We start from the raw sequence: 12,485 nt of genomic DNA on the forward strand, positions 1-12,485 counted from the left end.
GGGCATGTGGCAGCCCGAGCCCGGTTGGCAGCGACTCCCGGGCGCCGGCCCGTCGACGTTCGGGGTCTGGTCCGCGGTGGAGGACGGGCGCGAGGTCGTGGTCAAGCGGCTCGCGGCCCCCGAGCCGCCGGACCCGCCGGGGCTGAGCGACCCGCGGGACACCAGCTGGTGGCGGCGCGCCGCCGACGTGGCGCTGTCCGGCGTCGTACGCCGTACGCCCGGGCTGCGCGAGGCACCCGTCGTACGCGTGGAGGAGGACGAGGACGGCGTCAGCGTCGTGCACCAGCGGGTCGTGGGCGAGCCGCCCGGCGGGTTGTTCATCGCCCACAGCCTCGGGCGCTTCGCCGGCGCGGACCTCGGGGGCCACGCCTGGCTCGCCACCGGCCAGCTGCGCACCCGGCTCGCGCTGGTGGAACGACGAGGTGGGTGGGGCACCCTGGCCCGGACGCCGGCCGCCGACGTCGCCGACCACCTGTGGGTCCGGCGCGAGTCCTGGCTGGCGCGCTGTGACGAGCTGCCGGCCGTGGCCCAGCACGGGGACCCGGTCGCCGCCAACGTGCCCGCCCGGGACGGGACGGACGCCGTCGCGATCGACTGGTCCCACCTGGGGCACGGACCCGTCGGCGCCGACCTCGGCTACCTGTCGCTGTCGTCGCGGGAGGGCTTCGGCCCGCTCCTCGACGCCTACCTGGACGGCCTGCCGGCGGGCCTCGCGACCCGGGAGCAGGCCGTGCTGGGCGCTCGCGTCACAGCCGTCTACACCGCGCTCACGAGGGTCGACTGGGCGCTGAGCCGGGTCGCCGACGGGGAGGGCGCGCTCGCCGGCAAGTTCCGCCACCCGGCGGTCGCGCCGTACATCGTCGCGATGCAGCGGCAGGTCACGCAGATCGAGGCCCTCCTCGGCTGACGAGCGGGGTCAGAGCTGGCCGGCCGCGAAGGTGTCGCAGGCCTCGAGGGTGCCCTCGTCGTAGCCGGTCGAGAACCAGCGGGCCCGCTGCTCCGACGAGCCGTGGGTCCAGCCCTCCGGGTCGACCCCCTGGCCGGACTTCTGCTGGATGCGGTCGTCGCCCACGGTCTTGGCCGAGTCGATGGCCTCCTCGATGTCGCCCTGGTCGAGCCCCTGGAGGATGCCGTCGCCGTCGCTGGCGTCCCGGGTCCACATGCCGGCGTAGCAGTCGGCCTGGAGCTCGAGCCGCACCGCGTCGGACTGGGGGCCCTGCTGGGTGCGGACGCGGCCCATGGTGCCCATCAGGTTCTGGATGTGGTGGCCGTACTCGTGGGCGAGGACGTAGGGCTCGACGAAGTCGCCGCCCTGGCCGCCGAGCTGGCCCTCGAGGACGTCGGAGAAGAACGTGGTGTCGAGGTAGATCTGCTGGTCGGCGGGGCAGTAGAACGGGCCGACCTGCGAGGTGGCCTGGCCGCAGCCGGTGCTGACGCCGCCGCTGAAGGTGATGGTCTGGGCCGGCGCGAGCTCGGTCCCGGCCTGCTCGGGGAGGGTCGCGCCCCAGTACTGCTCGAGGGAGAAGAGCACCGCCTTGCGCGCGCAGTCGACGTCCTTGTTGGCGTCGGCGCCGGTCTTGCAGTTGGCGTACCGCTCGCTGTCCTGGTCGAGACCGGCCGGGTTGCCACCCTGGCTGCTGGGGTCCGTGCCGGTGTCGATGCCCCCGCCGCCGCCCACGCACTGCGTCAGGACGAGGAACAGGATGATGACCAGCAGGCCGCCGATGCCGCCACCGGCCCTCGTGCCGCCGGGGAGCGGGATCCGCATCCCACCGCCACCGCCGCCGCCGCGTCCGGCGTCGCCGACACGACCCCCGCTGATGTCAGCCTTCGGGTTGAACCGCATGAGGAGCGCCTTTCGACGTGAGCAGGGTGGACCGAGGGGCAGGTTAGCGCTCCCGGGGCGCTTCGCGGGACACCGCCGATTCCTAGGGGTGGGCCCGCCCTCCGTACACTCGGGACCGATGATCACCGCCCAGCAGCTCGAGGTCCGCGCGGGCGCTCGCCTCCTCATGGAGAACGTCAACTTCCGCATCGCCGCCGGTGACAAGGTCGGGCTCGTCGGGCGCAACGGCGCCGGCAAGACGACCCTCACCAAGATCCTCGCCGGGGAGGCCCAGCCGGCGTCCGGCACGGTGCTGACCAGCGGTGAGGTCGGCTACCTCCCGCAGGACCCGCGCATCGGCAACCCGGAGGTCCTGGCCCGCGAGCGGATCCTCTCCGCGCGCGGTCTCGACGACGTCGTACGACGCCTGCGCGAGGCCGAGGTCGAGATGGCGGACCCGGACCCCGCCGTCCACGAGCGCGGAATGAAGCGCTGGGCCCGCGCCGACGCCGAGCTGCACGCCGGCGGCGGCTACGCCGCGGAGTCCGAGGCCGCGCAGATCGCCAGCAGCCTCGGCATCGAGACGCGGCTGCTCGACCAGCCCCTCAAGACCCTCTCGGGCGGCCAGCGCCGTCGCGTCGAGCTGGCCCGGATCCTGTTCTCCGGCGCCGAGACGCTGCTCCTCGACGAGCCCACCAACCACCTCGACGCCGACTCCATCGTGTGGCTCCGCGGGTTCCTGTCCTCCCACAGGGGCGGGCTGATCGTCATCAGCCACGACAACGCGCTGCTCGAGGCGACCGTCAACAAGGTGATGCACCTCGACGCCAACCGCGGCGTGATCGACGTCTACAACATGGGCTGGAAGAACTACCTCGCGCAGCGCGAGACCGACGAGCGTCGTCGCAAGCGCGAGCGGGCCAACGCCGAGAGCAAGGCCAAGACCCTCACCGACCAGGCCAACAAGATGCGGGCCAAGGCCTCCAAGGCCACGGCTGCGCAGTCGATGCTCAAGCGCGCCGAGAAGATGATGGCGGGCCTGGAGGGGGAGCGCGCGTCCGACAAGGTGGCGCGGATCAAGTTCCCCGCCCCGGCCGCCTGTGGCAAGACCCCGATCACGGCCGAGGAGCTGTCGAAGTCCTACGGCTCGCTCGAGGTCTTCACCGACGTGGACCTGGCCGTCGACCGGGGCTCGCGCGTGGTGATCCTGGGCCTCAACGGCGCGGGCAAGACCACGATGCTGCGGATCCTCGCCGGCGTCGACGAGGCCGACACGGGTCGCGTGCTGCCCGGCCACGGCCTCAAGGTCGGCTACTACGCCCAGGAGCACGAGACGCTCGACACCGGCCGCACGGTGCTGGAGAACATGCAGTCGGCCGCGCCCCAGCTCACCGACAGCGAGGCGCGCAGCGTGCTGGGCTCCTTCCTCTTCTCCGGCGACGACGCGCACAAGTCCGCGGCGGTGCTCTCGGGCGGCGAGAAGACCCGACTGGCCCTGGCCGCGCTCGTGGTCTCCAGCGCCAACGTGCTGCTGCTCGACGAGCCCACCAACAACCTCGACCCCGCCTCGCGGGAAGAAGTGCTGGCGGCGATCCGTTCCTACGAAGGAGCGATCATCCTCGTCACCCACGACGAGGGGGCCGTGCGTGCCCTCGAGCCCGACCGCGTCCTCCTGCTCCCCGACGGGGACGAGGACCTGTGGAACGAGGGCTACCTCGACCTGGTGTCGCTCGCCTGACCAGGTGCTCGCCGGCTTGTCCTCATGTGGACATGAAGTCCTAGCCTCCGGACAGGTGGCAACCGCACGAGCGAGGAGAACTGAATGTCGATGATGGGTGGCGCCGGCCGGGGGGCGATCTTCCGCACCATGCGCACGGACCGGTCCGAGGTGCCGCGCGGCGTGAGCCGCCAGACCGTACGCCGGGTGCTCGCGTTCGCGCGCCCCCACCGCGGCCTGATCGCGGTCTTCCTGCTGCTGACCGTCATCGACGCGTGCCTCGTGGTCGTGAACCCGCTGCTCGTGCAGCGGCTCGTGGACGACGGCATCACCGGCGACGACGGCCGGCTCGTGACGCTGCTGGCCCTGGCGATGGCCGGCGTCGCGGTCGTGAGCGCGGCGCTGGCCGTGGTGGCCGGCTGGTTCTCCTCCCGCATCGGTGAGGGGCTCATCTTCGACCTGCGCACGCAGGTCTTCGCGCACGTGCAGCGGCAGAGCCTGGCGTTCTTCACCCGCACCCAGACCGGCGCCCTCGTCTCGCGGCTCAACAACGACGTCATCGGCGCCCAGCGGGCCTTCACCTCGACGCTGTCGAGCACGGTGTCCAACACGATCTCGGTCGTGGTGGTCGGTATCGCGATGCTCGCGCTGAGCTGGCAAGTCACGCTGCTGTGCCTGCTGCTCTTCCCGATCCTGCTCGTCACCTCGCGCTTCGTCGGCACCAAGCTGGCGGGCCTGACCCGCGACCAGATGGACGGCAACGCCGACCTCGGCAACGCCATGACCGAGCGCTTCAACGTCGGCGGCGCGATGCTGCTCAAGCTCTTCGGCCGCCGTGACGAGGAGGACGTGGTCTTCGCCGGCAAGGCCGGCGTCGTGCGCGACCTCGGCGTGCGGATCGCCCTGATCACCCGCGTCTTCGGGGCCGCGATGATGCTCGTCCCGGCGCTCGCCACGGCGCTGGTCTACGGCGTGGGCGGCCACCTCGCCCTGCGCGAGCAGCTGACCGTCGGCACCCTCATCGCACTCGCCACGCTGCTCCTGCGGCTGCTCGGCCCGCTGCAGGGCCTCTCCAACGTGCGCATCGACGTGATGACGGCCCTGGTCAGCTTCGAGCGCGTCTTCGAGGTGCTCGACCTCCCCTCGCTGGTCGAGGAGAAGCCGGACGCGGTCGTCCTGCCGCGCACCGCCGCGCGGCTGGAGTTCGACGACGTCTCGTTCCGCTACCCGCGCGCCGACGAGGTGTCGCTGGCGTCGCTGGAGAAGGTCGCGCGCCTGGAGTCCCGTGACACCGGCGAGGTGCTCAGCGGCGTGTCCTTCACCGCCGAGCCCGGCCAGATGGTCGCCCTCGTCGGCCCGTCGGGCGCCGGCAAGACGACCGTCACCCACCTCGTCGCGCGCCTGTACGACGCCACGTCGGGGACCGTCCGCGTCGGCGGGCACGACGTCCGCGACGTCACGCTGGAGTCGCTGGAGGCCGCGGTCGGCTACGTCACCCAGGACGCCCACATGTTCCACGACACCATCCGCGCCAACCTCGTCTACGCCCGTCCCGGGGCCACGGACGAGCAGGTGTGGGACGCACTCGAGGCCGCGCAGGTCGGCACGCTGGTGCGCGGGCTGCCCGACGGCCTCGACACCGTCGTCGGCGACCGCGGCTACCGCCTGTCCGGCGGCGAGCGGCAGCGCCTCGCGATCGCCCGGCTGCTGCTCAAGTCGCCGGCGATCGTGGTGCTCGACGAGGCCACCGCCCACCTCGACAGCGAGTCCGAGGCGGCCGTCCAGCGCGCCCTCGACGCGGCGCTGGAGCACCGCACCTCGCTGGTCATCGCGCACCGGCTCTCCACGGTGCGCAACGCCGACCGGATCCTGGTCCTCGACGGCGGCCGGGTCGTCCAGTCCGGCACGCACGCCTCGCTGCTCGCCGAGGGCGGCCTGTACGCCGACCTGCACGCGACTCAGTTCCGCGAGGACGCCGCCGCGGTCTAGCGCCTTCCTGCGCGGCTAGGGTCAGGACATGGACCTGTCGCTCGCGGACCGCGTGTACGTCGTCACCGGGGGAGCGCGTGGCCTGGGCCGCGCCACCGCCGACTGCCTGGTCGCCGAGGGGGCGCGGGTCGTCCTCTCGGGCCGCTCGGCGGACTCCCTGGAGGCGGCGGCCGCCGACCTCGGGGACGCAGTCACCACGGTGGAGGCCGACAACGCCGACGCCGACACCCCGGCCCGGCTGATCGCGGCCGCCCACGAGCGATGGGGGCGTCTCGACGGTGCCCTCGTCTCCGTCGGCGGACCGCCCAAGGGCCCCGTCACCGCGATGACCGACGAGCAGTGGACGACCGCCTTCGCGTCGGTCTTCCTCGGCGCCGTGCGCCTCTCCCGGGAGATCGGTGCCGCGCTGGGTCAGGGTGGCTCCCTGGCGCTGGTGCTGAGCTCCAGCGTGCGCGCGCCGCTGGCCGACATGGCCATCTCCAACGGCCTGCGCCCCGGCCTCGCCATGGTCGCCAAGACCCTGTGTGACGAGCTGGGGCCCCGCGGCGTGCGGGTCAACGGCCTGCTCCCCGGCCGGGTGAGCACCGAGCGGGTCGCCGAGCTCGACGCCCTGTCGGGTGACGCCGACGCGGCCCGGGCGGCCGCCGAGGCGACGATCCCGCTGGGCCGCTACGGGGAGCCGGAGGAGTTCGGCCGGGCGGCGGCCTTCCTGCTGTCGCCGGCCGCGTCGTTCGTCAACGGGGTCATGCTGCCGGTCGACGGCGGGATGCTCCGGGCGCTCTGACCGTCGTCACCTTCCGTCCCGGGCGGGGGAGAGCGGCGCGAGCCCCGCACCGGTCCGCGGCCGCCGCGCGACTCGTCGTACACGAGGTAGGCGAAGCCGAAGAGCGCCAGCGCGCCGAAGAACCACCACTGCAGGCCGTAGAAGAAGTGCGGGCCGCTGTCGAGCTCGGGCAGCTGGGCGGGCGCCAGCGGCTCGGCGGGCTCGGGAGCCTCCGAGCGGAGGTCCACGAAGCCCCGCAGCACCTCGTGGCCGATCGCGGGGCCGATCTCGGCACTGCTGATGGAGCGCGTGGAGCGATCGGTCACCTCCGTGCTGTCGCCGGTCGCGTCGATCCGGACCCAACCCTCGATCTCGACCTCGCCGGGCGGGGGAGCGGGGACGTCCTCGGGCGTGGTCCCACGGTTGTCCGTGGCGAACCAGCCGCGGTCGACGAGCAGGCTCGTGCCGTCGGGAAGGACCAGGGGGACGACCACGTCCACGCCGGAGGCGCCGTCCCGGGTGCGGTAGCGGACCACGACGCTGGAGTCCACGTCGTACGTCCCGGTGGCACTGACCCGGGTCCACTCCTCGTCGGAGGAGAGCGGCTCGTCGACGCCCATCACCTCGGTGACGGGGACGGGTGCCTGCGTCTCGTTGCGCTCGATGACCGCGTTGCGCTCCTGCCGGTCCTCGAGGCGGTGGAACTGCCACTCGCCGAGCCGCCACGCGACCCAGGCGAGCGCGAGGACGGTGAGCAGGAAGAGCACCCACCGTCTGCTGAGCAGGAAGCCGAACCGTCGCACTGCACGAGGCTATCCGGCACCACCGCACGCGGGTCCGCCGACCTCGCCCGTCGGACGCCCCTCCGGGTGGGCGAGTGAGGACCGTCACGCACCCCCACCACCTAGACTGGCTCGGGTGACGACTCGGATGCTCCCGCTCGCAGATGCCTACGGCCGTGTGGCGACCGACCTGCGCGTCTCCCTGACCGACCGGTGCAACCTGCGCTGCTCCTACTGCATGCCGGCCGAGGGGCTCGACTGGCTGCCGGACGAGCAGACCCTCACCGACGACGAGGTGGTGCGGCTGATCACCATCGCCGTACGCCGCCTCGGCGTGCGCGAGGTGCGGTTCACCGGGGGCGAGCCGCTCGTACGCCGCGGGCTCGTCGACATCGTGCGCCGCACCCACGACCTCGGCGGCGTCGAGACGTCCCTGACCACGAATGCCCTGGGCCTGCAGCGCAACGCCCGGGCGCTGCGCGAGGCCGGGCTCGACCGCATCAACGTCAGCCTCGACAGCGTGCGCCGCGAGACCTTCCACGAGGTGACCCGGCGGGACCGCCTCGACGACGTGATCGCCGGGCTCGAGGCGGCCCGGGAGGCGGGGTTGGCTCCGCTCAAGCTCAACGCCGTGCTGCTCCGCGGGATCAACGACGACCAGGCGCCCGAGCTGCTGCGCTGGTCGATCGACCGGGGCTACGACCTGCGCTTCATCGAGCAGATGCCGCTCGACGCCCAGCACGGGTGGAGCCGGGCCGAGATGATCACCGCCGACGAGATCTTCGACGCGCTCAGCGCCGAGTTCGACCTCACCCCGCACGGTGCGCCGCGCGGGAGCGCTCCGGCCGAGCTCTTCGACGTCGACGGGGGACCGGCGACCGTCGGCATCATCGCGTCGGTCACGCGGCCGTTCTGCGGAGACTGCGACCGGGTCCGCCTCACCGCGGACGGCCAGGTCCGCAACTGCCTGTTCGCCCGCGACGAGTCCGACCTGCGCACGGCCATGCGGGCGGGTGCCACGGACGAGGAGCTCGCGCAGCGCTGGGTGGCGGCGATGGCGGGCAAGCTGCCGGGCCACGGGATCGACGACCCGGCCTTCCTCCAGCCCGACCGGCCGATGTCGGCCATCGGCGGCTGACCGGGAGTCAGCGCCTCAGTCGGCCGGGTGGGCGACGACGTCCTTGAGGAAGCCCCGCGCCCCGAGGAAGTCGCCCAGCGTCGAGCGGTGCTCGTCGCACGCGAGCCAGGTCTTGCGGCGTTCGGGGGTGTGCACCTTGGGGTTGTTCCAGAGCAGCGCCCACGTCGCGGGGGCCGTGCACCCCTTGGCGGAGCAGATGTCGGGGAGCGTGTCGCTCAACCTCATGACCTCTTCGACGTCGGCAAATGAAACGGTGCCGGACAGCCACGGGGGAAGCCGTCCGGCACCGCTGACGCCACCTCAGACGGGGGATGCTGGGTGGCGAAGTTGATTCTTGCACGACAGAACAGCAAAAACCAACAACCTCTTACCGGCGAGTGGCGGGCGGCGGAAGCTGCCGAGTGGTCTGCGTACCACGCAGGTCGAAGCTGTCGTCCTTGCGCGTCTCCGGGTTGGCCATGACCACCGCGACGTACGGCAGCAGGAGGGCCGCGGCGACCAGCACCCAGCGGAGCCAGCCGGGGCCCACGGCGACGGCGGCGACGAAGCACACCGTGCGGATGGTCATGGAGATGACGTAGCGGCGCTGCCGGGCGGCGATGTCCTCGTGGTGGCTCGTCGCCGCGGTGGTGATGCGCACGGGAGCACTGCGATCCTCACGGCGGGCCATGGCCACCACTGTACGTCGCAGGGCCCAACGCGCCGTCGGTCGTCGCTAGGCTCGGCAGGGACTGTTCGCACCCACCCCAGGAGGACCCGTGTCCAACCGCACCTACCGCGTCACCGAGATCGTCGGCACCTCCCCGGACGGGGTCGACCAGGCCATCCGCAACGGCATCCAGCGCGCGGGGCAGACGCTGCGCCACATCGACTGGTTCGAGGTCACCCAGATCCGCGGCCACGCCGTGGACGGCGAGGTCGAGCACTTCCAGGTCGGCATGAAGGTCGGCTTCCGCCTCGAGGACGAGTGAGCCCGGCGAGGTCTTTTCGCGTACCGCGGGGTAATCACTAGCGTCGAGCACCATGAGCGACGACAACCGGACCGAGCCCCGATCCGTGCTGGTGACGGGAGGCAACCGCGGCATCGGCCGCGCCATCGCCGAGGCCTTCCTCGCGCAGGGCGACAAGGTCGCGGTGACCACCCGCAGCGGTGGTGCGCCCGACGGCGCGCTCGACGTGCGGTGCGACATCACCGACCCGGCGGCGGTCGAGGCCGCCTTCGCGACCGTGGAGGAGGCGCACGGCCCCGTCGAGGTCCTGGTGGCCAACGCCGGCATCACTGCCGACACGCTGGTGCTGCGGATGTCCGAGGACGACTGGTCCAGCGTCATCGACACCAACCTGACCGGCTCCTTCCGGCTGGCCAAGCGGGCGGCCAAGGGCATGCTGCGCCAGCGCCGCGGGCGGATCATCTTCATCTCCTCGGTCGTCGGGCTGCTCGGGTCGGCCGGGCAGGTCAACTACGCGGCCTCCAAGGCGGGCCTGGTCGGCATGGCCCGCTCGCTTGCCCGCGAGCTCGGCTCCCGGTCGATCACCGCCAACGTGGTCTCGCCGGGATTCGTCGAGACCGACATGACGGACGTGCTCACCGACGAGCAGAAGCAGACCATCAAGACCCAGGTGCCGCTGGGCCGCTACGCCACCCCCGAGGAAGTCGCCGGCGCCGTCACGTGGCTGGCGTCCGACTCGGCGGCGTACGTCACCGGGGCGGTCATCCCGGTCGACGGCGGCCTCGGCATGGGCCACTGACACTCGAAAGGGACTCGACAATGGGACTTCTGGACGGCAAGCGGATCCTCGTGGCCGGCGTGACGATGGACTCCTCCATCGGCTTCGCCACCGCCAAGGTGGCTCAGGAGCAGGGCGCCACCGTGCTCATCTCCAACTTCGGCCGGGCGCTGGGCATCACAAAGCGGATCGCCAAGCGGCTGCCCACCGAGCCGCCGGTGCTCGAGCTCGACGTCACCGACGAGGCGCACCTCGCGGGCCTGGCCGACCAGGTGCGCGAGCACGTGGACGGTCTCGACGGCGTCGTGCACTCCATCGCCTACGGCAACCCCGAGACGCTCCTGGGCGGCAAGTTCATGGAGGGTCCGTGGGAGGACGTCGCCCAGGCCGTGCAGGTGTCGGCCTACTCCCTCAAGTCGCTCGCCGTCGCCACGCGGCCGCTGATGTCGGGGGGCGGGTCCATCGTCGGCCTGACGTTCGACGCGACGACGGCGTGGCCGGCGTACGACTGGATGGGCGTGGCCAAGGCCGCGCTGGAGAACACCTCGCGCTACGTGGCCCGCGACCTGGGGCCCGAGGGCATCCGCTGCAACCTGGTCTCCGCGGGTCCGCTCAAGACGCTGGCCGCGAAGGCGATCCCCGGCTTCGAGGCCCTCGAGTCGTCGTGGAAGGACCGCGCGCCGCTCGGTTGGGACGAGACCGACCACGTCCCGACCGCCAAGGCCGTGTGCGCGCTTCTCAGCGACTTCTTCCCGGCTACCACGGGCGAGATCGTGCACGTCGACGGCGGCTTCCACGCGATGGGGCTCTGACGCACGCTTCTCGGTAGCGTGCGCGCGTGACCTCTCTCGTCGAGCTCCGGGTCCTGGAGGGCCCGAACCTCTACTTCCCGCGCGCCGCCGTCAAGCTGACCCTCGACGTCACCACGATCGTCGAGGCACCGGAGGAGACCGCCCTGCGGCTCGCGCGCCGGATCGGGCTGCGGACCACCCGACCGGGCGCGCCGGGGAGCGGCTTCCGCCAGCGGTTCGCGATGCGTGCGGTGGCACGGCTCCTGCGGGCGATCGCGGGGGAGTCCGGTACGACGCGGCTCGCGGTGCGGGTGCGTCCCACCAGCGACCCGGACCGGCTGGTCGTCGCCTACCCGTGGCGCCACCGGGGCCGGGCGACGGCCCTCGGGCGGGCCGTGGCCGAGGCCCTCGACGCGCTCCCGACCCCCGACCTGGAGGCCGCCGTGAGCGCCGCCGCGGAGACGGTGGCCGCTGCCGAGGCCGGCGACGGTCCCACCACGCTCACTCCCCGCGTGCCGGTCATCGCGGTCACGGGGACCAACGGCAAGACCACGACCAGCCGGATGATCGCGCACATCGCGCGCACCCACGGCCTGCTCGTCGGCTGGTCGAACACCGACGGCATCTACATCGACGGCGAGCTGGTCGAGGCCGGCGACTACTCCGGCCCCAGCGGAGCCGGGCGCGTGCTGGCGCACGACGAGGTGCAGATGGCCGTCACCGAGACCGCCCGCGGCGGCATCCTGCTCAAGGGCATCGGCCTGCGCCACAACGACGTCTCCGTGGTCACCAACGTGACCGCGGACCACCTCGGCCTCCAGGGCATCGACACCGTCGACCAGCTTGCGGAGGTCAAGTCGGTCGTCCCGCAGATCACCCGCAAGGACGGCTGGGCCGTGCTCAACGCCGACGACCCCCGCGTCCTCGCGATGCGTGCCGTGACCAAGGCCAGGCCGTGGGTGTTCTCCCGCGACCCAGACTCGCCGGCGATCCGCGAGGTCCTCGGCAGCGGGGGGCGGGCCACGACCGTCATCGACGGCTGGGTGACGGTCCTCGAGCCCTCGGCCGACCCGTTGCCGCTGGTCGAGCTCGTCGACGTCCCGATGACGCTGGCCGGCCTGTCCCGCTTCAACGTAGAGAACACGCTCGCCGCCGCTTCGGCCGCCCTGGCGGTCGGGTTGCCGGTGGAGGCCGTGGTCGAGGGGCTACGGTCCTTCCTGCCCGACGCGGAGCACAATCCCGGTCGGATGAACTTCTTCACGCTGCCGCTCGACGGGGACGAGATCTCCGTCGTCATGGACCTCGCCCACAACGAGGCGGGACTCGAGGCGCTGCTGGAGATCATGAACGGCGTCCGCCGCTCGGGCGCGCGTCTCCTCCTCGGCGTCGGCGCGGTCGGGGACCGTACCGACGAGCTCATCGACGCGCTCGGCGAGATCGGCGCCAAGGGCAGCGACGTGATCGCGATCGGTCACAAGGAGCGCTACCTGCGCGGCCGCACCATGGATGAGATCTCGGCACTCCTGCGGACCGGGGCCGCCCGCGTCGGGGTCGAGGACGTCCCGGCGTACGGGACCGAGGTGGAGTGCCTGGCCGCACTCGTCGCCGAGGCGAAGCCGGGGGACGTGGTCGGACTGATGTGCCACGCCGAGCGCGAGGAGGCCTACGCCTGGATCGCCGAGCACGGCGGTACGCCGGACACGCCCGCAGCGCTCGCGGCGAAGGTGCGGGCCACCTCGGCCTGACGATCCC

At 72.5% G+C, this 12,485-nt stretch carries 13 protein-coding genes; 9 read left to right on the forward strand and 4 right to left on the reverse strand.

From position 1 onward, the window contains the following. Positions 1-4 precede the first annotated feature (4 nt). Positions 5-907 carry a phosphotransferase gene (locus DAI17_RS16700; protein WP_107774338.1) on the forward strand — a complete coding sequence of 301 codons (903 nt, stop codon included), beginning with the start codon at positions 5-7 and terminating at the stop codon, positions 905-907. Between the two features lie 9 nt (positions 908-916). Here the strand turns inward: DAI17_RS16700 and ypfJ are convergent, their stop codons facing one another. Beyond that, positions 917-1,846, reverse strand: coding sequence for a KPN_02809 family neutral zinc metallopeptidase (gene ypfJ, locus DAI17_RS16705; protein ID WP_107774339.1), 930 nt, complete (start codon positions 1,844-1,846; stop codon positions 917-919). Between the two features lie 118 nt (positions 1,847-1,964). On the opposite strand from ypfJ, the gene DAI17_RS16710 reads away from it, so the two are divergent. The 3 genes from DAI17_RS16710 (at position 1,965) to DAI17_RS16720 (ending at position 6,315) form a co-directional block, all read left to right on the forward strand. Continuing rightward, positions 1,965-3,563, forward strand: a complete 1,599-nt coding sequence (locus tag DAI17_RS16710) for an ABC-F family ATP-binding cassette domain-containing protein (RefSeq protein WP_107774340.1) — start codon at positions 1,965-1,967, stop codon at positions 3,561-3,563. Positions 3,564-3,653: 90 nt separating this feature from the next. Next, positions 3,654-5,531: an ABC transporter ATP-binding protein gene (locus DAI17_RS16715; RefSeq protein ID WP_107774439.1), complete on the forward strand. Its 1,878-nt coding sequence runs from the start codon at positions 3,654-3,656 to the stop codon at positions 5,529-5,531. Between the two features lie 28 nt (positions 5,532-5,559). Next, a complete protein-coding gene (locus DAI17_RS16720; protein WP_107774341.1) occupies positions 5,560-6,315 on the forward strand; it encodes an SDR family oxidoreductase in 756 nt (251 codons plus the stop codon). Here DAI17_RS16720 and DAI17_RS16725 read toward each other — a convergent pair. Further along, the gene (locus DAI17_RS16725) at positions 6,201-7,097 is read right to left on the reverse strand and encodes an SURF1 family cytochrome oxidase biogenesis protein (protein WP_107774342.1); all 897 of its coding nucleotides are present in this window, start codon (positions 7,095-7,097) and stop codon (positions 6,201-6,203) included. The genes DAI17_RS16720 and DAI17_RS16725 overlap by 115 nt on opposite strands. 127 nt (positions 7,098-7,224) lie before the next feature. Here DAI17_RS16725 and moaA point away from each other — a divergent pair, with 127 nt between their 5' ends. Continuing rightward, positions 7,225-8,214 (forward strand): GTP 3',8-cyclase MoaA, encoded by a 990-nt coding sequence (moaA, locus tag DAI17_RS16730; protein ID WP_107774343.1) that lies wholly within the window; start codon positions 7,225-7,227, stop codon positions 8,212-8,214. A 15-nt stretch (positions 8,215-8,229) separates the two neighbouring features. Here the strand turns inward: moaA and DAI17_RS16735 are convergent, their stop codons facing one another. Together DAI17_RS16735 and DAI17_RS16740 are read right to left on the reverse strand one after the other, a co-directional pair. Further along, positions 8,230-8,433, reverse strand: a complete 204-nt coding sequence (locus DAI17_RS16735) for an acetone carboxylase (protein ID WP_107774344.1) — start codon at positions 8,431-8,433, stop codon at positions 8,230-8,232. 148 nt (positions 8,434-8,581) lie between these two features. Beyond that, entirely contained in the window at positions 8,582-8,884 is a 303-nt protein-coding gene (locus tag DAI17_RS16740) for a DUF3099 domain-containing protein (RefSeq protein WP_107774440.1), read from the reverse strand. An 88-nt stretch (positions 8,885-8,972) separates the two neighbouring features. Here DAI17_RS16740 and DAI17_RS16745 point away from each other — a divergent pair, with 88 nt between their 5' ends. The 4 genes from DAI17_RS16745 to DAI17_RS16760 are packed head-to-tail and all read left to right on the forward strand — an operon-like array spanning position 8,973 to position 12,478. Further along, entirely contained in the window at positions 8,973-9,185 is a 213-nt protein-coding gene (locus DAI17_RS16745) for a dodecin (protein WP_107774345.1), read from the forward strand. Between the two features lie 52 nt (positions 9,186-9,237). Beyond that, positions 9,238-9,963 carry a 3-oxoacyl-[acyl-carrier-protein] reductase gene (gene fabG / locus DAI17_RS16750; RefSeq protein ID WP_107774346.1) on the forward strand — a complete coding sequence of 242 codons (726 nt, stop codon included), beginning with the start codon at positions 9,238-9,240 and terminating at the stop codon, positions 9,961-9,963. A gap of 20 nt (positions 9,964-9,983) precedes the next feature. Beyond that, positions 9,984-10,754, forward strand: coding sequence for an enoyl-ACP reductase FabI (gene fabI, locus DAI17_RS16755; protein WP_107774347.1), 771 nt, complete (start codon positions 9,984-9,986; stop codon positions 10,752-10,754). 26 nt (positions 10,755-10,780) lie between these two features. After that, the gene (locus DAI17_RS16760; RefSeq protein ID WP_107774348.1) at positions 10,781-12,478 is read left to right on the forward strand and encodes a Mur ligase family protein; all 1,698 of its coding nucleotides are present in this window, start codon (positions 10,781-10,783) and stop codon (positions 12,476-12,478) included. Positions 12,479-12,485 lie beyond the last annotated feature (7 nt).

The organism is Nocardioides sediminis (genome assembly GCF_003047295.1).
GTDB classification, from domain to species: Bacteria; Actinomycetota; Actinomycetes; order Propionibacteriales; family Nocardioidaceae; genus Nocardioides; species Nocardioides sediminis.